The sequence below is a fragment of the Curtobacterium aurantiacum genome (assembly GCF_018598555.1).
Classification (GTDB): domain Bacteria; phylum Actinomycetota; class Actinomycetes; order Actinomycetales; family Microbacteriaceae; genus Curtobacterium; species Curtobacterium aurantiacum.
Map to the genome: position 1 here is coordinate 1 of NZ_JAHEWN010000009.1, position 21,626 is coordinate 21,626.

The 21,626-nt window shown below is 71.7% G+C and carries 21 protein-coding genes and 1 tRNA gene; 18 read left to right on the forward strand and 4 right to left on the reverse strand.

Features of this window, described 5'->3' with window-relative positions:
* The first annotated feature begins 1 nt into the window (after position 1).
* The 4 genes from KK087_RS09435 (at position 2) to KK087_RS09450 (ending at position 1,595) form a co-directional block, all read left to right on the forward strand.
* Positions 2-77 (forward strand) — tRNA-Glu (locus KK087_RS09435).
* Between the two features lie 83 nt (positions 78-160).
* Positions 161-607: a fluoride efflux transporter FluC gene (locus KK087_RS09440; protein ID WP_214564946.1), complete on the forward strand. Its 447-nt coding sequence runs from the start codon at positions 161-163 to the stop codon at positions 605-607.
* A complete protein-coding gene (gene crcB, locus KK087_RS09445; RefSeq protein WP_214528649.1) occupies positions 604-993 on the forward strand; it encodes a fluoride efflux transporter CrcB in 390 nt (129 codons plus the stop codon). Before KK087_RS09440 ends, crcB begins: the two co-directional genes overlap by 4 nt.
* On the forward strand, positions 990-1,595 hold the full coding sequence (locus KK087_RS09450) for a histidine phosphatase family protein (RefSeq protein WP_214544373.1): 606 nt from the start codon (positions 990-992) through the stop codon (positions 1,593-1,595). Before crcB ends, KK087_RS09450 begins: the two co-directional genes overlap by 4 nt.
* Positions 1,596-1,956: 361 nt before the next feature.
* Here KK087_RS09450 and KK087_RS09455 read toward each other — a convergent pair whose 3' ends face one another.
* Positions 1,957-3,024, reverse strand: a complete 1,068-nt coding sequence (locus KK087_RS09455) for an FUSC family protein (RefSeq protein WP_214564947.1) — start codon at positions 3,022-3,024, stop codon at positions 1,957-1,959.
* Positions 3,025-3,251: 227 nt separating this feature from the next.
* On the opposite strand from KK087_RS09455, the gene leuC reads away from it, so the two are divergent.
* The 6 genes from leuC (at position 3,252) to KK087_RS09485 (ending at position 9,737) form a co-directional block, all read left to right on the forward strand.
* Positions 3,252-4,709: a 3-isopropylmalate dehydratase large subunit gene (gene leuC, locus KK087_RS09460; protein WP_214544375.1), complete on the forward strand. Its 1,458-nt coding sequence runs from the start codon at positions 3,252-3,254 to the stop codon at positions 4,707-4,709.
* Positions 4,709-5,305 (forward strand): 3-isopropylmalate dehydratase small subunit, encoded by a 597-nt coding sequence (leuD, locus tag KK087_RS09465; RefSeq protein WP_214564948.1) that lies wholly within the window; start codon positions 4,709-4,711, stop codon positions 5,303-5,305. Before leuC ends, leuD begins: the two co-directional genes overlap by 1 nt.
* The gene (murA, locus tag KK087_RS09470) at positions 5,305-6,672 is read left to right on the forward strand and encodes a UDP-N-acetylglucosamine 1-carboxyvinyltransferase (RefSeq protein ID WP_214528644.1); all 1,368 of its coding nucleotides are present in this window, start codon (positions 5,305-5,307) and stop codon (positions 6,670-6,672) included. Before leuD ends, murA begins: the two co-directional genes overlap by 1 nt.
* 5 nt (positions 6,673-6,677) lie before the next feature.
* Positions 6,678-7,502, forward strand: coding sequence for a lysophospholipid acyltransferase family protein (locus KK087_RS09475; protein WP_214544377.1), 825 nt, complete (start codon positions 6,678-6,680; stop codon positions 7,500-7,502).
* A gap of 79 nt (positions 7,503-7,581) precedes the next feature.
* Positions 7,582-8,595: an NAD(P)H-dependent glycerol-3-phosphate dehydrogenase gene (locus KK087_RS09480; RefSeq protein WP_214528663.1), complete on the forward strand. Its 1,014-nt coding sequence runs from the start codon at positions 7,582-7,584 to the stop codon at positions 8,593-8,595.
* A 59-nt stretch (positions 8,596-8,654) separates the two neighbouring features.
* Positions 8,655-9,737, forward strand: a complete 1,083-nt coding sequence (locus KK087_RS09485) for a D-alanine--D-alanine ligase family protein (protein WP_214528642.1) — start codon at positions 8,655-8,657, stop codon at positions 9,735-9,737.
* Between the two features lie 106 nt (positions 9,738-9,843).
* On the opposite strand, the gene KK087_RS09490 is transcribed toward KK087_RS09485, so the two are convergent.
* The gene (locus KK087_RS09490; RefSeq protein WP_214528641.1) at positions 9,844-10,329 is read right to left on the reverse strand and encodes a DUF3515 family protein; all 486 of its coding nucleotides are present in this window, start codon (positions 10,327-10,329) and stop codon (positions 9,844-9,846) included.
* 24 nt (positions 10,330-10,353) lie between these two features.
* On the opposite strand from KK087_RS09490, the gene thiL reads away from it, so the two are divergent.
* Complete coding sequence (gene thiL / locus KK087_RS09495; RefSeq protein WP_214564949.1) at positions 10,354-11,349, forward strand: thiamine-phosphate kinase; 996 nt, start codon at positions 10,354-10,356, stop codon at positions 11,347-11,349.
* 18 nt (positions 11,350-11,367) lie between these two features.
* Here thiL and KK087_RS09500 read toward each other — a convergent pair whose 3' ends face one another.
* The gene (locus tag KK087_RS09500) at positions 11,368-11,928 is read right to left on the reverse strand and encodes an RsmD family RNA methyltransferase (protein WP_214528639.1); all 561 of its coding nucleotides are present in this window, start codon (positions 11,926-11,928) and stop codon (positions 11,368-11,370) included.
* A gap of 97 nt (positions 11,929-12,025) precedes the next feature.
* Between KK087_RS09500 and KK087_RS09505 the strand changes: the two genes are divergently transcribed.
* The 7 genes from KK087_RS09505 to KK087_RS09535 all read left to right on the forward strand — a co-directional run bounded on the left by KK087_RS09505 (position 12,026) and on the right by KK087_RS09535 (position 21,215).
* The gene (locus tag KK087_RS09505) at positions 12,026-14,254 is read left to right on the forward strand and encodes an ATP-dependent DNA helicase RecG (RefSeq protein WP_307860023.1); all 2,229 of its coding nucleotides are present in this window, start codon (positions 12,026-12,028) and stop codon (positions 14,252-14,254) included.
* 38 nt (positions 14,255-14,292) lie between these two features.
* Positions 14,293-14,778, forward strand: a complete 486-nt coding sequence (gene coaD / locus KK087_RS09510; protein ID WP_214528637.1) for a pantetheine-phosphate adenylyltransferase — start codon at positions 14,293-14,295, stop codon at positions 14,776-14,778.
* Between the two features lie 94 nt (positions 14,779-14,872).
* Positions 14,873-15,457 (forward strand): YceD family protein, encoded by a 585-nt coding sequence (locus KK087_RS09515; protein ID WP_214565017.1) that lies wholly within the window; start codon positions 14,873-14,875, stop codon positions 15,455-15,457.
* Positions 15,458-15,512: 55 nt separating this feature from the next.
* Positions 15,513-15,716 (forward strand): 50S ribosomal protein L32, encoded by a 204-nt coding sequence (rpmF, locus tag KK087_RS09520; RefSeq protein ID WP_017888273.1) that lies wholly within the window; start codon positions 15,513-15,515, stop codon positions 15,714-15,716.
* 13 nt (positions 15,717-15,729) lie between these two features.
* A complete protein-coding gene (rnc, locus tag KK087_RS09525) occupies positions 15,730-16,455 on the forward strand; it encodes a ribonuclease III (protein ID WP_214528636.1) in 726 nt (241 codons plus the stop codon).
* A gap of 4 nt (positions 16,456-16,459) precedes the next feature.
* Positions 16,460-17,431: a bifunctional DNA-formamidopyrimidine glycosylase/DNA-(apurinic or apyrimidinic site) lyase gene (gene mutM / locus KK087_RS09530; protein ID WP_214564951.1), complete on the forward strand. Its 972-nt coding sequence runs from the start codon at positions 16,460-16,462 to the stop codon at positions 17,429-17,431.
* Between the two features lie 31 nt (positions 17,432-17,462).
* Positions 17,463-21,215: an AAA family ATPase gene (locus KK087_RS09535; RefSeq protein ID WP_214564952.1), complete on the forward strand. Its 3,753-nt coding sequence runs from the start codon at positions 17,463-17,465 to the stop codon at positions 21,213-21,215.
* A 176-nt stretch (positions 21,216-21,391) separates the two neighbouring features.
* Here the strand turns inward: KK087_RS09535 and KK087_RS09540 are convergent, their stop codons facing one another.
* Positions 21,392-21,550 (reverse strand): hypothetical protein, encoded by a 159-nt coding sequence (locus KK087_RS09540; RefSeq protein WP_171907827.1) that lies wholly within the window; start codon positions 21,548-21,550, stop codon positions 21,392-21,394.
* Between the last annotated feature and the right edge of the window lie 76 nt (positions 21,551-21,626).

Genomic DNA, 21,626 nt, shown 5'->3' on the forward strand with positions numbered 1-21,626 from the left:
CGGCCCCATCGTATAGCGGCCTAGTACGCTGCCCTCTCACGGCGGTAACGCGGGTTCGAATCCCGCTGGGGTCACCAGCACGCAAACCCCCGACGAGCTCCGGCTCGGCGGGGGTTTCGTCGTCTCGGCTAGCCTGGGTCGTCGTCGAGAGGAGCCCTCCGTGCACGACGAACGACCACCGCACCTGCGCTGGCGGCTGATCGCCCTGGTCGCCCTCGGCGGTGCGATCGGCACGGCGGCCCGGGCCCTGTTCGCGACCGCGTTCCCCGCCCACGACGGCATCAGCTGGACGATCCTCACGATCAACGTCGTCGGGGCGTTCTGCCTCGGGTTCCTGCTCGACGCCCTCGCCCGCCGCGGACCCGACCTCGGTCGACGTCGCGCGGTCCGGCTGTTCGTCGGCACCGGTGTGCTCGGCGGCTTCACGACCTACAGCACGCTGGCCGACGACACCGCGCAGCTGCTCGACCTCGGTCGGTGGACGGCGGGCAGCGGGTACGCACTGCTGTCGGTCGTGCTCGGACTCGTCGCGGTCGTCCTCGGTCTGTGGGTCGCCGCGGCCACCCGGCCCCGCACCCGCCCCGAACCGCTGCAGGACGCCCGATGAGCCCGGTCGAACTGCTCCTGGTCGCGGTCGGTGGGGGAGCCGGCGCCGCCCTGCGCTTCGTGCTCGACGGCGTCGTCAAGGCCCGGGTCGCCGGTTCGCGGTTCGCCGCGTTCCCGGTCGGCACCCTGCTCATCAACGTGTCCGGATCGCTCGTGCTCGGTGTCCTGACGGGCCTCGCGCAGGCCGGCACCCTCCCCGCCTCGACGGTCGCTGTGCTCGGGACGGGCATGATGGGTGGGTACACGACGTTCTCGACGGCGAGCGTCGAGACCGTACAGCTCCTCCGATCCGGAAAGCCCCGGCTCGCCGTCCTGAACGGCCTCGGGATGCTCGTCGTCTCGGTCGGCGCAGCTGCGCTCGGCCTCTGGATCGGAAGGAACTCATGACCTCGGAACGCCCCGGCGAACTCGTCCTCGTCCGTCACGGAGAGACGGAGTGGTCGAAGAGCGGGCAGCACACCGGCCGCACCGACATCCCCCTCACCGAGAACGGTGTCGAGCAGGCGAAGCGCGCCGGCCGCTACCTCGGCGACCGGTCGTTCGCGCTGGCGCTGTCGAGCCCCCTGCAGCGTGCCCGCGACACCGCGCACCTGATCGGCGTCGAGCCGGAGACCGACGAGGACCTGTACGAGTGGGACTACGGCGCGTACGAGGGCCTGACCACGCCGCAGATCAAGGTGCTGCGCCACGGGCCGTGGGACCTGTGGACCGACGGGGTCCCCGCCGGTGACACCCCCGGTGAGAGCGCCGCCGAGGTCCGGGTCCGCGTCGAGCGCATCCTGAACCGTGCCCGTCCGGTGCTCGCCGAGGGCCACGACGCCGTGTTCATCGCCCACGGCCACGTGCTCCGTGCGCTCGGCGCCGCGTGGATCCGCCTCGCGCCACAGGACGGCGCCGTGCTGAAGCTCGGCACCGCCTCGGTCAGCATCCTCGGGTACGAGCACGGCCGCCCCGTCATCGACGCCTGGAACATCCAGCCGCGCGACTGACGCCGCGTGGTCGGTGGGACCTGTTTGCGAAAGCGACAGACCCACGGCACGCCGGGCCGTCCCGGCCGCGAAAGCGACAGGTTCGTGCGGATGTTCCGCGGCGATCTGTCGCTTCCGCGGGACGGTGGTCGTGACCACACGACGGACGGGAGGCCCGTGGCGGCGCCGCCACGGGCCTCCCGTCCGTCGTCTGCGTACGTTCCTTCCCCTGTCAGGCGCGATGGAAGGTGGAATCGGGCGTTCCTGGTCGAAAGGAACGACCAGGTACGCCCGGTTCGACCAGGTACGCCCGATTCGACCAGGTACGCCCGATTCGACCCGGTACGCCCGGGAGGGCCCGCTACGCCCGGGAGGGCGCGCCTCAGACGGTGCGGATCGCGCTCGTCGCACCCAGGGCACGCCCGCGCCGACGCTCGATCGCGCGTCCGACGACCAGCAGCCCGACGCTGACCACGGCCCCGAGCACGGTCTGGGCGATGCGGTCGAGGGCCAGCAGCTGCGGCGCCTCGGGCAGGCTCAGCCACGACACCGCCAACGCGAGCGGGGTGAGGAACAGCAGGCAGACGGCGTAGTTCCGGGCGACGAAGATCTCCGCGAAGAACTGCCCGACGACGGCCAGCAGGACGATCCACCAGGCCGACGGCTCGAGCAGCAGGATCCCGACCGCGATCACCGTGCCGCCGATCGTGCCGATGACGCGCTGCCCCGCGCGGACGACGGTGTGCCGCTGCCGGATCGCCGGCAGGGTCGACACCACCGCGATCACCGCCCAGTAGGGGTGCCCGAGCCCGGGGATCGACTCTGCGACCGCCCCGGCGACCAGCGAGCCGACGACGTTGAGCCCGACCGTCTCCCACAGTGCCGGCGTCCGCAGGACCGCGAGCGACCGGTGCTTGCGGTCGGCCAGCGGGCGGAACCGGTGCGGGGCGTGCGGGTGGAACACCCGGCGGAGCACGGCGCCGGACATCGCGACGAGCCAGGCCCAGGCCACCGAGCACACGATGATCGTCGCCACCAGCGGGACGTCGGCCGGGCGCATCGGCACCAGTGCGGACACGACGAACGCGAACACCGGGAAGATCGGCTGCGCGGGGATCGCCCGGAGCGCGGAGAGGGTGCAGACCGCGACGACCAGGACGACGACGAGCCCCACGGCCTGCAGCCAGAGCGGCGACCCGACGAGCCCGACCCCGATGCCGGCGAACATGCAGAGCGCCTGCAGTGCACCCGCGACGCCGGTGGTGACGGCACGCTGCCGGTAGGGCTCGGTCGCGCCGAAGATGGCGGTGAAGCCGGCGAACATGGCGAAGGCCGCGTACCCCGGCATCCCGAGTGCGATGAGCAGCGCGAGTGGTGCGCCACCGGCGATCGCGGCGCGAGCCGCGCCCTCGAGGTTGATGGTCCGGGTCGAGTGCGCAGGTGTCGTCATGTCGTCACCATCTTCCCACCGCGACGGGTGTCGGGGAGTCGCCACGGGCCTCCAGGCCGCCCCGCCACGGGGTGCCGCGCGTGCGACGGGCGGGGTGACGTGCGTGCGACGGGCGGGGTGACGTGCGTGCGGCGGGCGGGGTGCCGCGCGTTGGTATACCAATGGTAGAGTCGCCTGATCGTGCCGCGGTCCGCGGCGCATCGACGAGGACGAGGAGGGCTGAGCTCATGGGAAAGACGCTCGCCGAGAAGGTGTGGGACGACCACGTCGTGGTCAAGGGCGAGGACGGCAACCCCGACCTCCTCTACATCGACCTCCACCTCGTGCACGAGGTGACGAGTCCGCAGGCGTTCGACGGCCTGCGGCAGGCCGGACGTCCGGTCCGCCGCCTCGACCTGACGATCGCGACCGAGGACCACAACACCCCGACGCTCGCCATCGACCGCCCCATCGCGGACCCGACGAGCCGGATCCAGATCGAGACCCTCCGTCGCAACTGCGAGGAGTTCGGCGTCCGGCTGCACTCCCTCGGCGACAAGGAGCAGGGCATCGTCCACGTGGTCGGCCCGCAGCTCGGCCTGACCATGCCCGGCATCACCGTGGTCTGCGGCGACTCGCACACGAGCACCCACGGGGCCTTCGGCGCCATGGCGTTCGGCATCGGCACGTCCGAGGTCGAGCACGTCCTCGCCACCCAGACCCTGCCGCTCAAGCCGTTCAAGACGATGGCGATCACCGTCGAGGGCACGCTGCGCCCGGGCGTGACGGCGAAGGACATCATCCTGGCCGTCATCGCGAAGATCGGCACGGGCGGCGGGCAGGGCTACGTGCTCGAGTACCGCGGCTCCGCGATCCGCGCGCTCTCGATGGAGGGGCGCATGACGATCTGCAACATGTCGATCGAGGCCGGTGCCCGCGCCGGCATGGTCGCCCCCGACCAGACCACCTACGACTACGTGCAGGGCCGTGACCACGCGCCCACGGGTGCGGACTGGGACGACGCCGTCGCGTACTGGGAGACCCTCGCCACCGACGACGACGCCGTGTTCGACGCCGAGGTGTTCATCGACGCCGACGACCTCGAGCCCTTCGTCACCTGGGGCACGAACCCCGGCCAGGGCGTCTCGCTGTCCGAGAGCGTGCCGGACCCGGCCGCCTACAGCGACCCCAACGACCAGGCCGCCGCCCGCCGCGCCCTGGAGTACATGGACATCACCGCGGGCACCCCGATGAAGGACATCGCCGTCGACGCGGTGTTCATGGGGTCCTGCACGAACTCGCGCATCGAGGACCTGCGGGCCTTCGCGTCGATCATCAAGGGCCGCACCAAGGCCGACGGCGTCCGCGTGATGGTCGTGCCCGGCTCCGCGCGGGTCCGGCTCGAGGCCGAGGCCGAGGGGCTCGACAAGGTGTTCACCGAGTTCGGCGCCGAGTGGCGGTTCGCCGGCTGCTCGATGTGCCTCGGCATGAACCCGGACCAGCTGGCTCCGGGGGAGCGCTGCGCCAGCACCTCGAACCGCAACTTCGAGGGGCGCCAGGGCAAGGGCGGTCGCACGCACCTGGTGTCGCCGCTCGTCGCCGCGGCCACCGCGGTGCGCGGCACGCTGTCCAGCCCGTGGGACCTGGCCACCGACGACGAGATCGCAGCGGCGACGTCCGCCACCGCCACCGAGGGGACCTTCTGATGGACAAGATCACCACCGTCTCCGGCATCGCCGCGCCGCTCAAGCGGTCCAACGTCGACACCGACCAGATCATCCCCGCGGTGTACCTGAAGCGCGTCACGAAGACCGGCTTCGAGGACGCCCTGTTCTCCGGGTGGCGCCAGGACCCCGACTTCGTTCTGAACCAGGAGCCCTACCAGGGTGCCCGTGTGCTCGTCGCCGGGCCGGACTTCGGCACCGGGTCGTCGCGCGAGCACGCCGTCTGGGCGCTCCGTGACTTCGGCTTCTCGGTGGTCGTCTCACCCCGTTTCGCGGACATCTTCAAGGGCAACGCCGGCAAGCAGGGCCTGGTCACCGCGATCGTGACCGAACCGGAAGTCGAGCGCCTCTGGGCCGCCATCGAGGCGAACCCGGGCATCGAGGCGACGGTCGACCTCGTGACGCAGCGCGTGTCGCTGGGGGATGTGGACGTCCCCTTCGAGATCGACGCCTACACTCGTTGGCGGTTGATGGAAGGGCTCGACGACATCGGGCTCACCCTCCGTGACGAGACCTCGATCACGGAGTTCGAATCCCGCCGCTCCAGTTGGCGGCCGAAGACATTGCCGGTGAAGTAGTGAACTCTCTCGTACAGGACGCAGCGGCCGCAGGGGCGCGCGTGGGCCTCAAGTCGGACGAGATCGTCATCCGCGGGGGCAAGCCGCTCGTGGGACGCATCGAGGTCCGTGGGGCGAAGAACCTCGCGACCAAGGCCATGGTGGCGTCGCTGCTCGGTGACACCCCGTCGATCCTCCGTGACGTGCCGGACATCTCCGACGTCAAGGTGGTCCGCGGGCTGCTCGAGGTGCACGGCGTGCGCATCACCGATCCTGCACGAGGCGAGCTCATCCTCGACCCGTCGCGCGTCGAGTCGGCGCACTTCGCCGAGATCGACGCGCACGCCGGCTCGAGCCGCATCCCGATCCTGTTCTGCGGGCCGCTGCTGCACAAGCTCGGCGAGGCGTTCATCCCCGACCTCGGTGGCTGCCGCATCGGCGACCGCCCGATCGACTTCCACCTCGACGCCCTGCGTGCCATGGGCGCGGTCGTCGACAAGCAGGTCAACGGCATCCACCTGACGGCTCCGGACGGTCTGAAGGGCGCCTCGATCGAGCTGCCGTACCCCAGCGTCGGCGCGACCGAGCAGGTCCTGCTCTCGGCGACCCTCGCCAAGGGCGTCACCGAGCTGCGGAACGCCGCGATCGAGCCCGAGATCATGGACCTCATCGCGATCCTGCAGAAGATGGGCGCCATCGTCTCGGTCGAGCCGAACCGCGTCATCTTCATCGAGGGCGTCGAGTCGCTCCGTGGCTACACGCACCGAGCGATCAACGACCGCAACGAGGCCGCCAGCTGGGCCTCAGCCGCGCTCGCCACCAACGGCGACATCTTCGTCGAGGGCGCGAACCAGCAGGAGCTCATGACGTTCCTCAACGTCTTCCGGAAGGTCGGCGGCGGGTTCGACATCCAGGAGGACGGCATCCGGTTCTACCGCGAGCTGGACACCCTGAAGCCCGTCGTCATCGAGACCGACGTGCACCCCGGCTTCATGACGGACTGGCAGCAGCCGCTCGTCGTCGCACTGACCCAGGCCGAGGGCCAGAGCATCGTGCACGAGACCGTCTACGAGAACCGCTTCGGCTTCACCGACGCCCTGAACGAGATGGGCGCCGACATCGTCGTGCACAAGGAGGGGCTGCCCGGCCACGACCGCCGTGTCGCCCGCCGCCCGTTCGAGCAGGCCGCCGTCGTCACCGGTCCGACGAAGCTGCACGCTGCCAACGTCCGCGTCCCCGACCTGCGCGGTGGCTTCAGCCACCTCATCGCGGCGCTGACCGCCGAGGGCGAGTCGCACATCACCAACGTCGGCATCATCAGTCGCGGCTACGAGCACTTCATCCCGAAGCTGCGCAAGCTCGGCGCCGATTTCGATTTTGCTGGATAGGCACAGTGCCGGCTGAAGGAAACGGCGACGGCCTGGAGGCCCGTGGCGGCTCCGACGCGCAGGTCGCGACCGGCATCCCCGTGCGCGGGCGCCGGTGGCGGCGCGGCGAGCTGAACACCGCCTTCCGCATCGTCGCCTCGATCGTCATCCCGACGTTCCGCTTCTCGGCGCGCTACCACTGGCACGGCCCGAACCGCCTGCCGGCGGAGGGCGCGTTCGTGCTCGCGCCGAACCACTTCACGAACATCGACCCCCTCGTCGTGGGCACCGCCGTGTACATCTCGAAGCGGGCGCCGCGGTTCCTCGCGAAGGCGTCCCTGTTCCGGGTGCCCGTCGTCGGCAAGCTCATGTCCGGCATGGGGCAGATCCCCGTCGAGCGTTCCGGTCGGACCCGACTGAGCGACCCGCTCGGCGGCGGCCGGTCCCTGGTCGAACAGGGTGGGGCGATCATCGTCTACCCCGAGGGCACGCTGACCCGTGACCCCGACCTCTGGCCGATGCGCGGCAAGACCGGGGCGGTGCGGATCGCGCTCGAGAACGACGTGCCGCTCATCCCGATGGCCCACTGGGGCACGCAGAACATCATGGCGCGCTACGGCAAGAAGCTCCGGCTGTTCCCGCCGTCCCGCGTCGACGTGATCATCGGCGACCCGGTCGACCTGTCGGCCTACCGCGGCCGCCCGATCGACCAGCAGATGCTCGGTCAGGCCACCGAGCTCGTCATGCGCGAGATCACCGCGTTGCTCGAGGTGCTGCGTGGCGAACGGGCACCCGCGACCCGCTGGGACCCGGCGGCGAACAACCAGAAGGAGACCGGCCGGTTTGAGTGACCTCCGACCCCACGACGACCGACCCGACCCCGCTGCTGCGGCTCCCGGGGCCTTCGACACCGCAGCGATCCGGGTGGTCATGCAGTCGACCGACAAGCCCCGGGTCGCCGTGATCGGTGCCGGCAGCTGGGGCACCACGTTCGCGAAGGTGCTGGCCGAGGGCGGTGCCTCCACCGTGGTGTGGGCCCGGCGCCCCGAGGTCGCCCGCGAGATCACCGAGACGAAGCGCAACTCGGACTACCTGCCCGGCATCAACCTGCCCCGCACCCTGACCGCGTCGACGTCGCTCGAGCGCGTGCTCGACGGCGCCTCGCAGGTGTACGTCTCGGTGCCCTCGCAGACCCTGCGCTCGAACCTCGCCGCGATCCGCGAACTCCTGCCGGCCGACGTGCCGGTGGTCAGCCTGATGAAGGGCGTCGAGAAGAGCACGGGCCTGCGGATGAGTGAGGTCCTGCTGCAGGGCCTCGGCATCGACCAGGACCGCATCGCGGTGGCCAGTGGCCCGAACCTGGCGCTCGAGATCGCCCGTCGGCAGCCGACCGCCGCCGTGGTGTCGTCCTCCAGCATCGACACCGCGACCGCCGTCGCCGCGGTCGCGACGAACCCGTACTTCCGGTCGTTCATCAACACCGACGTCATCGGCACCGAGTTCGGCGGCGTGCTGAAGAACCTCATCGCCGTCGCGATCGGCATCGTCGACGGGGTCGGCTACGGCGAGAACACCAAGGCCTCGATCATCACGCGTGGCCTCGCCGAGATGACCGACTTCGCGGTGTCGCTCGGGGCGCAGTCCTCCACGCTGTCCGGGCTCGCGGGCCTCGGCGACCTCATCGCGACGTGCCAGTCACCGCTGTCACGGAACAACACCGCCGGCCGGCTGCTCGGCCAGGGCTACCGGTTCGACGAGGTCGTCCGGCAGATGAACCAGACGGCGGAGGGGCTGGCCTCGGTCGCCCCGATCCTCGAGCTGGCTGCGGCGAACGGGGTCGACATGCCCATCGTCAGCCAGGTCGGCGAGGTCCTCGCCGGTAGGCTCGATCCGCGCAACATCGCGCCGCACCTCACCGAGACCGACGAGCCGCAGGGCGAGTGACCGGTCCCGCACCGAGTCACGAAGGGACTCCCGTGCCCACGATCCCCGAGGGAACCCCCATGCCCAGGACCACCGTCGCCGTGCTCTTCGGCGGTCGCTCGAGCGAGCACGAGATCAGCTGCGTGACCGCCGGCGGCATCATGGACGTCGTCGACCGGGCCGAGTACGACCTCGTGCCGATCGGGATCACCCAGGACGGTGCCTTCACCCTGCAGTCGGACGACCCGGCGCAGTGGACGATCCGCGACGGTGCCCTGCCGACCGTGCCCGACAACGGCACGCGGATCGCGTTCCCGACCTCACCCGCCAGCAACGAACTCGTCGTGTCCCACCCCGACGGGACGGTCACGGCGATCCCGGTCGACGTGGTGTTCCCGATCCTGCACGGTCCCTTCGGCGAGGACGGCACGATCCAGGGGCTGCTCGAGATCGCCGGGCTGCCCTACGTCGGCGACGGGGTGCTCGCGAGTGCGCTGGCGATGGACAAGCACGTCGCCAAGGCCGTGCTCGAGCACGCCGGGCTGCGGGTCGCTCCGTGGACCACGGTGCTCCGCCGGCAGTGGGCGGCCGACCCCGTGGACGTCGCCGAGACGATCGCCGCGCACGGCTGGCCGCTGTTCGTCAAGCCGGCCCGCGCCGGGTCGAGCATGGGCGTCTCGCGCGTCGATGAGCCCGCGCAGCTGGGCGCCGCCATGGACCTGGCGTTCGAGCACGACTCCAAGGTCATCGTCGAGCCCCGGGTCATCGGCCGCGAGGTCGAGGTCGCCGTGCTCGAGGGTCGCGACGGTGTGCCGCGCACCAGCCTTCCCGGCGAGATCGTCGTGGCCGAGGACGGCTTCTACGACTTCGCGTCGAAGTACCTGGGTGGCGACGAGTCGCTGCTCTGCCCGGCTCCGCTGACCGAGGCGCAGACCGACGAGATCCGGTCGATCGGCGCCCGCGCGTTCGAGGCCATCGGCGGTTCCGGCCTCGCCCGTGTCGACTGCTTCCTGACCGACGACGGCTTCGTCGTGAACGAGGTCAACACGATGCCGGGCTTCACGCCGCTGTCGATGTACCCGCGCTGCTGGGCCGCGTCGGGGGTGTCCTACGGCGAGCTGATCACGGAGCTCATCGAGCTGGGTCGCGCAGCCGTCCGCTGACCAGGCCGTCCTGGCCCGGTCGGCGCGCAAGCGTCAGCCGGGTGTCACCGCTGCACGTCGGCCGGGTCGAGACACTGGTGGAGCTGGTGCTGCCCCGTCCGCTGGGTCAGCCCTGCACGTCGGCCGGGTCGAGACATTCGTGCCCGTCCTTCGGCAGCGTCGACACGGCGTCGGAGAGTTCCTGGACGACGGTCGACGTGGTCTTCGTCGAGTCGACGACGACCTGCGCGGCCGGTGAGCGACCGAACGTCGTGAAGACGACCTGGTCGCCGCGGTCGTCGCGGATCCAGTCCACGCCCCCCTGCGAGAAGCAGGGCAGGTCGGACACCGTCGGCACCGCGACGCCGCAGTGGTAGACCGCCACCTCGGGATCGCCCCAGGCCGCCGTCGACTGCGCGTTCGTGTTCCGCAGGTCGAACTTCGTGTCCACCGTCGCCGGGAGCCGGACCTGCACGGCGGCGCACGCCGCGGCGTCGGCCGAGGGGGCGGCGGACATCGACACGGCGTTGGTGCACCCGGTCAGCCCGGCGGCGAGGGCGATCACGGCCCCCACGATCGCGAGGGTGCGAGGGGTGCGGCGCGCGGTGTCCATCGCCGTCCAGGCTACCGTTCTCGTGTGGACGCGACGTACGACGCCTGGGCCGGACCGACCGTGGGGGAGCTCGGTGAACTCGCCGTGCTCGACCGCATCACGAGCCGCCTGCCCGCGGGGACGCCGATCCTCGGCCCCGGGGACGACTGCGCCGTCGTGGCTGCCCCAGACGGCCGGTTCGTCGTGACGACGGACATGATGGTGCACGGCCCGGACTTCCGGTGGGCGTGGTCCTCGCCGACGGACATCGGTTGGAAGGCCGCCGCCACGAACCTCTCCGACGTCGCGGCGATGGGGGCCGCTCCGAGCGGGCTCGTGATCGCCCTCGCGGCGCCGCAGGACACCCCCGTGGCCGTCCTCGAGGGCATCGCCGACGGGTTCCGGCTCGCGGTCGACGCACTCGCCCCCGGGTGCGGCGTGGTCGGCGGTGACCTCTCCACCTCGGCGACGTTCACGGTGGCCGTCACCGCCTTCGGTGACCTGCTGGGCCGCGCGCCCGTGCTCCGGTCGGGCGCGAGCGTCGGTGACGTGCTCGCGGTGTCCGGCGAGCTCGGACGTGCCGCCCGCGGACTCGCGCGGTTGTTCCGTGACGGCGTCGACGACGGGGGTGAGCCGGACCGTGCTGCGACCGTGGCGAGCGGGGCCGACACGGATCTCGATGTCGGGCGACAGCGGCGTCCGGTGCCCCCGATCGCCGACGGGCCGCTCGCGGCCGAGGCCGGCGCGACCGCGATGCTCGACCTGTCGGACGGTCTCGCCATCGACGCCGGCCGGATGGCGCGCGCGAGCCGCGTCACGCTGGAGATCGATGCCGCCACCGACCTCGACGAGGTCGCGTTGCACGGCGGCGAGGACCACGGCCTGCTCGCCACGTTCCCGGCCGACGCGGTCCTGCCCGGGGGCTTCCGCCGCATCGGCGTCGTGCGGGAGCGTGGCGACGCGGACCTGCTGCGCGACGGCTCCCCGGTCCCGACGACGGGCTGGGATCCCTACGCCGACTGGGACGGCGCCGCCGGCTGAACCGGCCGACCGGCTGCCTCAGCCGGCGGCGACGGCCTCCCACGCGACCGTCTCGCCGTAGCTGCGCTTGCTGAACGGCTCGAGGCCCGCCGGCCAGGTGGGCTCGGGGGAGCGCTTGCTCCGCTCGACCACGACGACGGCGTCCGGCGTCAGCTTCGGCACCAGGGTCTCGAGCACCTCCGCGAGCTCGTGCTCGGTGACGTCGTACGGCGGGTCGATGAACACCAGGTCGAAGGTGCGGACGGTCCCGCGCAGGTAACCCAGCACCGGCTGGGGCTGCACGTCGATCCGGACACCCGGGATCCGCTGCTGCACGGCCTTCGCGTTCGCCCGGCACGCCTGCGCTGCGGCCGACGCCCGGTCGACCAGGACCACCTCGACCGCACCGCGTGACGCCGCCTCGAGTCCGAGGGCGCCGGTCCCCGCGTACAGGTCGGCCACCGACGTGTCCTCGACGAGCCCCCGTGCCTCGAGCGACGAGAACAGCGCCTCGCGCACGCGGTCGCTCGTCGGCCGGGTGCCGGACTTCGGCACGCGGAGCGTCAGGGAGCCGGCGGCGCCGGCGATGATGCGGGTCATGCAGCCACCGTATCGGCCCGGCGGGTCCGGTCCGGCGTTCTCCACAGGCCGCTCGGGAGGCGCGGGTGGGGTCGGTCCTGCCGGGTACCGTTGGAGCGTGGTCACCTCCGGAACCCCCGCTGCGCCGGCCGCGCCCGACCTCGGTCCGGCGCCGCTCGACGCGCGGCTCGCGAACGTGCTCGGCGGTCGGACGGCGACCGCCATCGAGAAGGCCTTCGGGTACCGCACGGTGGGCGAGTTCCTCGAGCACGCGCCACGCCGGTACGCCGAGCGTGGTGCGCTGACAGCCCTCGACTCCCTGGCCATCGGCGAACCGGTGACCATCGTGGCCGAGGTGGTCGACGTCCGCGAACGCACCATGCGTGCGCGCCGAGGCTCCATCCTCGAAGCGAAGATCGGTGACGGCAAGGGGCTCCTCACCCTGACGTTCTTCAACCAGGGGTGGCGCACGAAGGACCTCGTGCCCGGAGCCCGGGGCATCTTCTCCGGCAAGGTCAGCGACTACCGCGGTGCCCGACAGCTCGCGCACCCCGACTACGAGCTGTTCGACCCGGACGACCCCCGGGCCGCCGCCGAGCCCGGTTCCGACGAGGCGATCCGGTGGTCGCGCCAGCCGATCCCGATCTACCCGGCGACGGCCTCCCTCACGTCGTGGCAGATCGCGAAGTCCATCGGCATCATCCTCGACACCCTGCCGGACCTGCCCGACCCGGTGCCGGCCTCCGCCCGGTCCCGGCTCGACCTCGTGCCGTTCCGCCGGGCCCTCGACCTGCTGCACCGCCCCGAGAAGGTCGCGGACTTCAAGCGCGCGCAGGACGCCCTGCGCTACCGCGAGGCGTTCGTGCTGCAGACCGCCCTGGTGCAGCGCCGGATCGCGGCCCGTCGCACCGAGGCCACCCCGCGCGTGGCCGCCCCCGGTGGCATCCTCCAACGCTTCGACGCCACCCTGCCCTTCACGCTCACCGACGACCAGCGGGCCGTCGGCGCCGACATCGACCAGGACCTCGCCCGCACCTGGCCCATGCACCGGCTGATCCAGGGCGAGGTCGGGTCCGGCAAGACACTCGTGGCGATCCGCGCGATGCTCACCGTGGCCGAGTCCGGCGGGCAGTCCGCACTCATCGCCCCGACCGAGGTCCTGGCGGCACAGCACCTGCGGTCCATCGTGAAGTTCCTCGGACCCGACCTGGCGGCCGAGCTCCGCCCGGTGATCCTGACCGGCTCGCAGTCCACCGACGAACGTCGCCGTGCCCTGCTCGCCGCGGCGTCGGGCAGCTCGCGGCTGGTGGTCGGCACGCACGCGCTCCTGGGGGACCGGGTGGACTTCGCCGAGCTCGGGCTCGTGGTGGTCGACGAGCAGCACCGCTTCGGTGTCGAGCAGCGAGAGGCCCTCCGCACGAAGGGCGCGACCCCGCCGCACGTGCTCGTCCTCACCGCCACACCGATCCCGCGCACCGTGGCGATGACCGTGTTCGGTGACCTCGACGTCTCGACCATCACGGGCATGCCGTCGGGGCGCGCCGGCGTCGAGACCTTCACCGTCCCGCTGGCGGAGCACCCCGGCTGGGAACCCCGCATCTGGTCACGCATGGCCGAAGAACTGGCCAAGGGCCGCCAGGCGTTCGTCGTCTGCCCGGCGATCGACGACGCCCACACCGAGGACGACGGCGAGCCGCAACCGGCCGAGGGCGAGGACGACACCCCGAAGCGGGCTCCGGCGACCGTGCTCGCCACCGCCGAGCGGATGCGGACCATGCCCGTGCTCGAGGGGCGTTCGATCGCGGTCCTGCACGGGCGGATGACCGCCGACGAGAAGGACCGCGTGATGGCGTCCTTCGCCGCGGGTGACCTCGACGTGATCGTGGCGACGACCGTGATCGAGGTCGGGGTCGACGTGCCGAACGCCGCGATGATGGCCGTCCTCGACGCCGACCGGTTCGGGGTCTCGCAGCTCCACCAGCTCCGCGGCCGCATCGGCCGTGGCCAGTGGGCGGGTGTCTGCCTGCTCGTCACGACGGCCGAGCTCGAGACGACCTCGCGCGAACGCGTCGACGCGGTGGCGGCCTCGGACGACGGCTTCGAGCTCGCCCGGGTCGACCTCGAGCTCCGACGAGAAGGCGACGTCCTCGGCGAACGGCAGTCAGGTGGCCGGTCCTCGCTCAACCTGCTCCGGGTCGTCGAGCACGCCGACCTCATCGTCGATGCGCGCGGAGAAGCGGAGCGCGTGCTCGAGCCCGATCCCGAGCTCGAGGGATCGCCGGCCCTCCGCGACGCCCTCGCCAGGCGCCTCGACGAGTCCGACGCGGCGTTCCTCGGCAAGAACTGACCGCGGGGCACAGCGTGCCGGGCGGTATCGTCGCTGGCATGGCGCAGATCGCGGTGGTCCCCGGTTCCTTCGACCCCGTCACCCTCGGGCACCTCGACGTCATCGGCCGGGCGGCCGGGCTGTTCGACGAGGTGCACGTCCTCGTGGTGCACAACCCCGACAAGAAGCCGGCGATGTTCGAGGCCGTCGACCGGGTGCGGCTCATCCGGGAGTCGCTCGTCGAGGTCGGCGCGCCCGAGACGGTCACGGTGGGGGAGTGGACCTCCGGGCTCCTCGTCGACTACTGCCGCCAGGTCGGCGCGAAGGTCCTGGTGAAGGGCGTCCGCTCCGGCGAGGACGTCGCGTACGAGACCCCGATGGCGATCATGAACCGCCACCTCGCCGACGTCGAGACGGTCTTCCTGCTGCCCGACGCGTCGCGTGCGCACGTGTCCAGCTCGCTGATCCGCCAGGTGTCGTCCCTCGGCGGTGACGTCACGCCGTACGTGCCGACGACCGTCGCCGACGCCCTCGCTGCCCGCTGAGCACGCCCGCTGAGCCCACCGCGTCCGGACACGCCTGTCGCCACCTCGACTCTCGGCCCCGATCGCGCTAGGCTTGTCGATCGTGTCTTCCCCCGTGAACAGCCCCTACGCCCTGCGCGTGCGCGACCTCGCGCACCGGCCGGGCGAGATGCGCGAGCACTCGCTCGACATCGAGGTGCCCGACGCGATGGGGGCCGGTCTGATCGCCGTCCGCCAGGGTGCGGAACTGCGCATCGACGTCCGGCTCGAGGGCCTGCACGAGGGCGTCCTCGTGTCCGGACACGCTTCGGCCGACGCCACGGGGGAGTGCTCGCGCTGCCTCATCGACATCAGCGAACCGATCGAGGTCGATTTCGCCGAACTGTTCGCGTATGATGCCTCGGAGGATTTCGACTTCTTCGTTCGCGATGACCACGTGGACACCGAACAGGTCGTTCGAGATGCGGTGGTGCTGTCGCTGCCGTTCCAGCCGGTCTGCCGACCGGACTGCCCAGGACTCGACCCGGTGACGGGTGAGCGTCTGGCCGACCTCGGCGAGCAGCCCGCTCGTCAGGTGCTGGATCCCCGCTGGGCAGCCCTCAGCGCGATCGAGCTCGACGGCAGCGCTGCAGGATCCACCGACGGTGACACCACCGCACCGAAGACCACCGAGGGCGAGGGGCGGGCCGAGACCGAGTAGGTCCCGACACCGCCAGCCCCCGTACCGACCACCGACCAACCGAAAGAGATTCACCATGGCCGTTCCCAAGCGCAAGCAGTCCCGTGCGAACACGCACGCCCGTCGTTCGCAGTGGAAGGCCACGCCGATCCAGCTCGTGAAGACGATCGAGAACGGTCAGGTCACCTACAGCCTCCCGCACCGCGCGAAGGTCGTCGAGGACTCGGCCGGCACGCCCCTGTACATGGAGTACAAGGGCCGCAAGGTCGCCGACGTCTGATCGGACCGAACGCATGACGACAACGTCCGGCGCTGCGGGGTCTCGCCCCGCGGGGCCGGACGTCGTTCGTCTGCAGGGCATCCTCGGGGCCGACATCGACCTCGAGCTGCTCCAGCTCGCCCTGACGCACCGCTCCTACGCCTACGAGCACGGAGGCATCAAGCACAACGAGCGCCTCGAGTTCCTCGGGGACTCGATCCTCGGTCAGGCCGTGACCGTGAAGCTCTACACGTCGTTCCCCGACCTCGACGAGGGCGACCTCGCCAAGCGCCGGGCCAGCCTCGTGTCGACGGTGGCACTGGCCGAGATCGCCCGGATGATCGGGCTCGGCAGCTACCTGCGCCTCGGCAAGGGCGAGGAGCAGACGGGTGGGCGCGACAAGTCGTCGATCCTCGCCGACACCGTGGAAGCCGTCATCGGCGCCACCTACCTGTCGGCGGGCCCCGATCCGGCGACGGAGCTCGTGCTCCGCCTGGTCGAGCCGCTGATGATCGACCCGGACCGCTTCGGCGCCGCGATGGACCCGAAGACGAGCCTGCAGGAGCTCGCCTCCAGCCGTTCGCTCGGCAACCCGGCGTACCGCGTCACCGAGACCGGCCCGGACCACGACAAGACCTTCATGGCGACCGTCGTGCTGCAGGGCGAGGACATCGCCTCGGGCACCGGCTCGAGCAAGAAGGCCGCCGAGATGGCCGCCGCGCTCGACGCCTGGACCCGGCTGTCCGGTCGAGCGGCCTGACCACGTGCCCGAACTCCCCGAGGTCGAGGTCGTCCGCGCCGGTCTCGAACCCGCCGTCAGCGGTGCGCGGATCCTCCACGTCGACGTGGTCGACGACCGCGCCCTCACACGGCACGACGGCCCCGCCGAGGACTTCGCCGACCGTCTGACCGGTCGCACCATCGCCGCGGCCGTCCGGCGGGGCAAGTTCCTCTGGATGCCGCTGCAGCCCGAGCACGAGGGCGATCGGCCCGAGGCGCTCGTCGCCCACCTCGGTATGAGCGGGCAGATCCTGCTCGGTCGTGGTCGACCGGCCGCGAAGCACCGGCGGATCCTCATCGACGTGCAGCCCGCGGGCACCGACCGCTCCGGCACCGCGGAACCCCCGGTGGAGCTCGAGTTCGTGGACCAGCGCACGTTCGGCTCGATGGCGATCGACGCGATGGTCCCCACGATCGACGGTGCTCCCGCCGGGTTCGGCGGGCAGGTCGACGTGATCGACCCCGATGCCGTGTGGCGCCGGTGGGTGCCGGGGCAGGTGTCGCACATCGCCCGCGACCCGCTCGACCCCGCGTTCGACGACGACCGGTTCGCCGCGATGGCCCGGAAGCGCTCGAGCGGCATCAAGCGGGTGCTGCTCGACCAGGGCGTCGTGAGCGGCATCGGCAACATCTACGCCGACGAGTCGCTGTGGGCCGCGAAGCTGCACTACGACCGCGCCGCCGAACGCCTCACCCGTGCCGACCTGCGACGACTGCTCGACGAGGTCCGTGCCATCCTGCGGCGCGCGCTCGAGGACGGCGGCACGAGCTTCGACGCCCAGTACGTCAACGTCAACGGGCAGTCCGGGTACTTCTCGCAGCGCCTGAACGTCTACGGGCAGCAGGGGAAGCCGTGTCCACGCTGCGGCACGACGATCGTGCGCGAAGCGTTCATGAACCGGTCGAGCCACATCTGCCCCGTGTGCCAACCCCGTCCCCGCGCCCGTACGCGTTAGCCTGACGCCAACCAGAGCATCCGGAGACCGCATGTACTTGAAGAGCCTGACCATCAAGGGGTTCAAGTCCTTCGCGCAGCCGACGACGTTCGCGTTCGAGCCGGGCGTCACGTGCATCGTCGGCCCGAACGGCTCCGGCAAGTCCAACGTCGTCGACGCGCTCGCCTGGGTGATGGGGGAGCAGGGGGCGAAGACCCTCCGCGGCGGCAAGATGGAGGACGTCATCTTCGCCGGCACCTCGACCCGCGGCCCGCTCGGCCGCGCCCAGGTGCTGCTGACCATCGACAACAGCGACGGCCTCCTGCCGATCGAGTACTCCGAGGTGACGATCGCGCGCACGCTGTTCCGCAACGGCGGCAGCGAGTACGCGATCAACGGCGAGAACTGCCGGCTGCTCGACGTGCAGGAGCTGCTGAGCGACACCGGCCTCGGTCGTGAGATGCACGTGATCGTCGGGCAGGGGCAGCTCGACAAGGTGCTGCACGCCACCCCGGAGGACCGCCGTGGCTTCATCGAGGAGGCCGCGGGGATCCTGAAGCACCGCCGTCGCAAGGAGAAGACCCTCCGCAAGCTCGACGCGATGCAGACCAACCTGACCCGCCTGTCCGACCTGGCCGGCGAGATCCGGCGGCAGCTGAAGCCCCTCGGACGTCAGGCCGAGGTCGCCCGCAAGGCCCAGTCGGTCGCCGCCGTCTTCCGTGACGCCAAGGCCCGCCTCCTCGCCGACGACGTGGTGCGCCTGCGCCGCGAGCTGCACGACCACCAGGAGGTCGAGGCCGGCCGGAAGTCCGAGCGCATCGTCCTGACCGAGCGGCTCGACCAGACCCGGGTGCGCCAGCAGCACGTCGAGCAGAGCATGGTCGGTGACGACGTCGACCGCGCCCGCACAGTCGTGCACCGGCTCGAGAGCGTGCAGGAGCGCCTCCGCGGCCTGTCGAGCCTGGCGAACCAGCGCCTGATGTTCCTCGCGCAGCAGGCCGACGCCCCGCAGCAGGGCCCGACGGTCACGCCCGAGCGCGTCGCCGGGGTCCGGGCCGAGGCCGACCGCCTCGCCACCCGTGCCGACGCGATGCAGGGCAGCTCGGTGACCACCGCCCGTGCCGTGCAGGACGCCCGTGCCGCGCTCGACGCCCTCGACGAGCAGATCGCGGCGCAGGCCGCCCGCGTCTCGCAGCACGACCTCGAGGCGCAGCGGCTCGCCAGCGCCGTCGACGTCGCCCGGTCGAAGCGCGGTTCCGCCGTGGCCGACCGCGAGCGGCGGGAACGGGCACTGGCCGAGGCGGGGGAGCGTGCCGAACGCGCGGCAGCGGCCCTCGCCGAACTCGGCGTCGACCCGTCCGAGGGGGTCGACGAGACCGTACTCGCGCAGACCCTCGAGCAGGCGCGTGCCGAGCTCGAACGTGTCCAGACCACCCGCGACGAGCAGCGCGACCGCCTCCACGCCCTCGAGCGCGAGCGGGACGCCCTCGACGCCCGGGTCACGGCGCTCGGCATGTCGATCGAGGTCCGTGACGGATCGCAGGCCCTGATCGACGCCGGCCGGGCGGGCATCGTCGGGCGCCTGGCCGACAGCCTGACGGTGACGCCCGGGTTCGAAGCCGCCATCGCCACGGCGCTCGAGGGCCTCGCCGACGCCGTCCTCGCCGACGACCGCGGGACGGCGCTCGACGCCGTCGACCACGCCCGCGCCGCGGACCTCGGCCGGATCGACGTCGTCGTCGCGGACGCCGCGCCCGTCCCCGCGGCCCTGCCCGACACGTTGCCTGCCGGCGTCCGCCGTGCCACCGACCTGGTGCAGGGACCGCCGGCGCTCGCGTCGATCCTGCGCGACACGCTGGTCGCGGAGACCGACGACCTCGACCTGGAGGCGGTGCTCACGGCCGCCCCGCACGCCACGGTGGTCACGCGGTCCGGTGACCTCGTCCGTGCGGTCCGCGTGACCGGCGGCGGGGAGCGCGTGACCTCGCGCATCGAGCTCGTCGCCGAGCGCGACGACGCCGTGACGCGACGCGACGCGATCGCGACGGACGCGGAGGACGCGGCCACGGGCCTCCAGGCCGCGCGCAGCGCCGTCGAGGATGCACGACGCCGTGCGGACGAGGCCGATGCGGCCTCCCGCGCGTACACCCGGGCGAAGGCCGAGTACGACCGCACGAGCGCGTCGACGCGGGCGAAGGCGGAGAACGCCGTGGCCGAGGTCGAGCGGCTGCGTGCCGCGCTGGCCGAGACCGACGGCGCCGTCGAGGCAGCCGAGGCCGTGCTCGCCGACGCCGAGGCGGCCCACCGCACGTTCACCGAGCAGGAGCGCCCGGTGGTCGACGCCTCCGAGCGTCCCGCGCTGCAGGACGCGCTCGAGGCTGCACGCGCCGCCGAGGTCGAACAGCGGATCCAGGTCGAGACCGTGCGCGAGCGGGTGCGCGCCGAACGGCACCGCGCCGACCAGCTCGAACGTCAGCTCGAGGCCGAGCGCGCCGCCGCCGAGGAAGCCGCACGGCTCGCGGTCATCCGCCGCGGTCAGATCCACACCGCCGAGGCCGTGCTCGCCGACCTGCCCGGTGTGCTCGGCGCGGTCGACCGTTCGCTCGCCGAGGCCCGGGTCCAGCTGGCGACGGAAGAAGCCGAGCGGTCGAAGCGCAACACCGAGCTGCAGACGATCCGCAACGAGGAGCGCGAGTTGCGGGACCGCCTGCAGACCATCACCGACGGCGTGCACTCGCTCGAGATGGAGATCTACGAGAAGAAGCTGCACGTGTCCGGTGTGCTCGACCGGGCGCAGAGCGAACTCGGGCTGACCGAGGCGGTGCTGGTGGCCGAGTACGGGCCGGACGTGCCGGTGCCGGTCGACGTGCTCGTGGACCCGCGGGTGCTCGCGCGGAAGCACCGCGATGCGGAGCGCGCAGCGGCGGCCGCCGCGGCCGAAGCCGCGGGCGCGACCGAGCCGGACCGCGCGGACACCGACACGGACGCGCACGCAGACGAAGACGCCGAGACGAGCACCGACGACCTTGCCCTCGTCAACGCCGAGTCCACCCTGCCCGGCGGCCCGGCCCTGCCCGAGTTCGACACCACCGACGAGGTCGACCCCGCCGACGTCGAGACCGTGCCCTACGTCCGTGCCGAGCAGGAGCGCCGGCTCAAGGCCGCGGAGCGCGACCTCGGGCAGCTCGGCAAGGTGAACCCGCTCGCCCTCGAGGAGTTCCAGGCGCTCGAGCAGCGGCACGCGTTCCTCGCCGAGCAGCTCGAGGACCTCCAGAAGACCCGGACGGACCTGCTGACGATCATCGACGAGCTCGACACGAAGATGCAGACGATCTTCGAGTCGGCGTTCAACGACACGAAGGACGCGTTCGACGTCATCTTCCCGATCCTGTTCCCGGGAGGTTCCGGGTCGATCAACCTCACCGACCCGTCCGACCTGCTCGGCACCGGGATCGACGTGCAGGTGAAGCCCGCAGGCAAGAAGATCGACCGCCTGACCCTGCTGTCCGGCGGCGAGCGGTCCCTGGCGGCGGTGGCGCTCCTCGTCGCGATCTTCACCGCGCGGCCGTCGCCGTTCTACATCATGGACGAGGTCGAGGCGGCGCTCGACGACGCCAACCTCGGTCGGCTGCTGACCGTGTTCGAGCGCCTGCGCGAGTCCTCGCAGCTCATCGTCATCACGCACCAGAAGCGCACGATGGAGATCGCCGACGCCCTGTACGGGGTGTCGATGCGGCAGGACGGCGTCTCCGCCGTCGTCGGGCAGCGGGTGCAGAAGCGCGAGCCGGCGGACGCGGTCGCGTAGTCGACGCAGCGCTCTCACGCACTGAGCGACACCTCACGCGGCTGCGGCGACGTGACGTGTCGCTGGGCGCGAAACGGAGGCTGCGGTCGCGACCGGACGAAATGACGGGAGGCGCGGTGCCAGCTGGCACCGCGCCTCCCGTTGTGTCAGGTGCGTCCGGACAGGACGCCGGGTCGCTACGCGCGACCGCGGATCGTCCGGAGCAGCCAGCCGATGACCGCCAGCAGGATGAGCACGATGCCCACCCAGAGCAGGAACTTCAGCGCACCGACGAAGATGCCGCTGAAGAGCAGGACGAGGCCGACGATGATCGCGATGATCAGCAGTGCGGGCATGAGGGTCTCCTATCCCTGGAACGAGACCGAGCAGACGCCCGGGCCGTCAGGGACGCTACTCCTCGGGGCAGGAACG

Bases quoted from the DNA above. Each gene is read 5' to 3' on its own strand.
- crcB (WP_214528649.1), top strand. From the start codon at position 604: ATGAGCCCGGTCGAACTGCTCCTGGTCGCGGTCGGTGGGGGAGCCGGC.
- KK087_RS09450 (WP_214544373.1), top strand. From the start codon at position 990: ATGACCTCGGAACGCCCCGGCGAACTCGTCCTCGTCCGTCACGGAGAG.
- KK087_RS09455 (WP_214564947.1), bottom strand. From the start codon at position 3,024: ATGACGACACCTGCGCACTCGACCCGGACCATCAACCTCGAGGGCGCG.
- leuC (WP_214544375.1), top strand. From the start codon at position 3,252: ATGGGAAAGACGCTCGCCGAGAAGGTGTGGGACGACCACGTCGTGGTC.
- leuD (WP_214564948.1), top strand. From the start codon at position 4,709: ATGGACAAGATCACCACCGTCTCCGGCATCGCCGCGCCGCTCAAGCGG.
- KK087_RS09480 (WP_214528663.1), top strand. From the start codon at position 7,582: ATGCAGTCGACCGACAAGCCCCGGGTCGCCGTGATCGGTGCCGGCAGC.
- KK087_RS09485 (WP_214528642.1), top strand. From the start codon at position 8,655: ATGCCCAGGACCACCGTCGCCGTGCTCTTCGGCGGTCGCTCGAGCGAG.
- KK087_RS09490 (WP_214528641.1), bottom strand. From the start codon at position 10,329: ATGGACACCGCGCGCCGCACCCCTCGCACCCTCGCGATCGTGGGGGCC.
- KK087_RS09500 (WP_214528639.1), bottom strand. From the start codon at position 11,928: ATGACCCGCATCATCGCCGGCGCCGCCGGCTCCCTGACGCTCCGCGTG.
- coaD (WP_214528637.1), top strand. From the start codon at position 14,293: ATGGCGCAGATCGCGGTGGTCCCCGGTTCCTTCGACCCCGTCACCCTC.
- rpmF (WP_017888273.1), top strand. From the start codon at position 15,513: ATGGCCGTTCCCAAGCGCAAGCAGTCCCGTGCGAACACGCACGCCCGT.
- rnc (WP_214528636.1), top strand. From the start codon at position 15,730: ATGACGACAACGTCCGGCGCTGCGGGGTCTCGCCCCGCGGGGCCGGAC.
- KK087_RS09535 (WP_214564952.1), top strand. From the start codon at position 17,463: ATGTACTTGAAGAGCCTGACCATCAAGGGGTTCAAGTCCTTCGCGCAG.
- KK087_RS09540 (WP_171907827.1), bottom strand. From the start codon at position 21,550: ATGCCCGCACTGCTGATCATCGCGATCATCGTCGGCCTCGTCCTGCTC.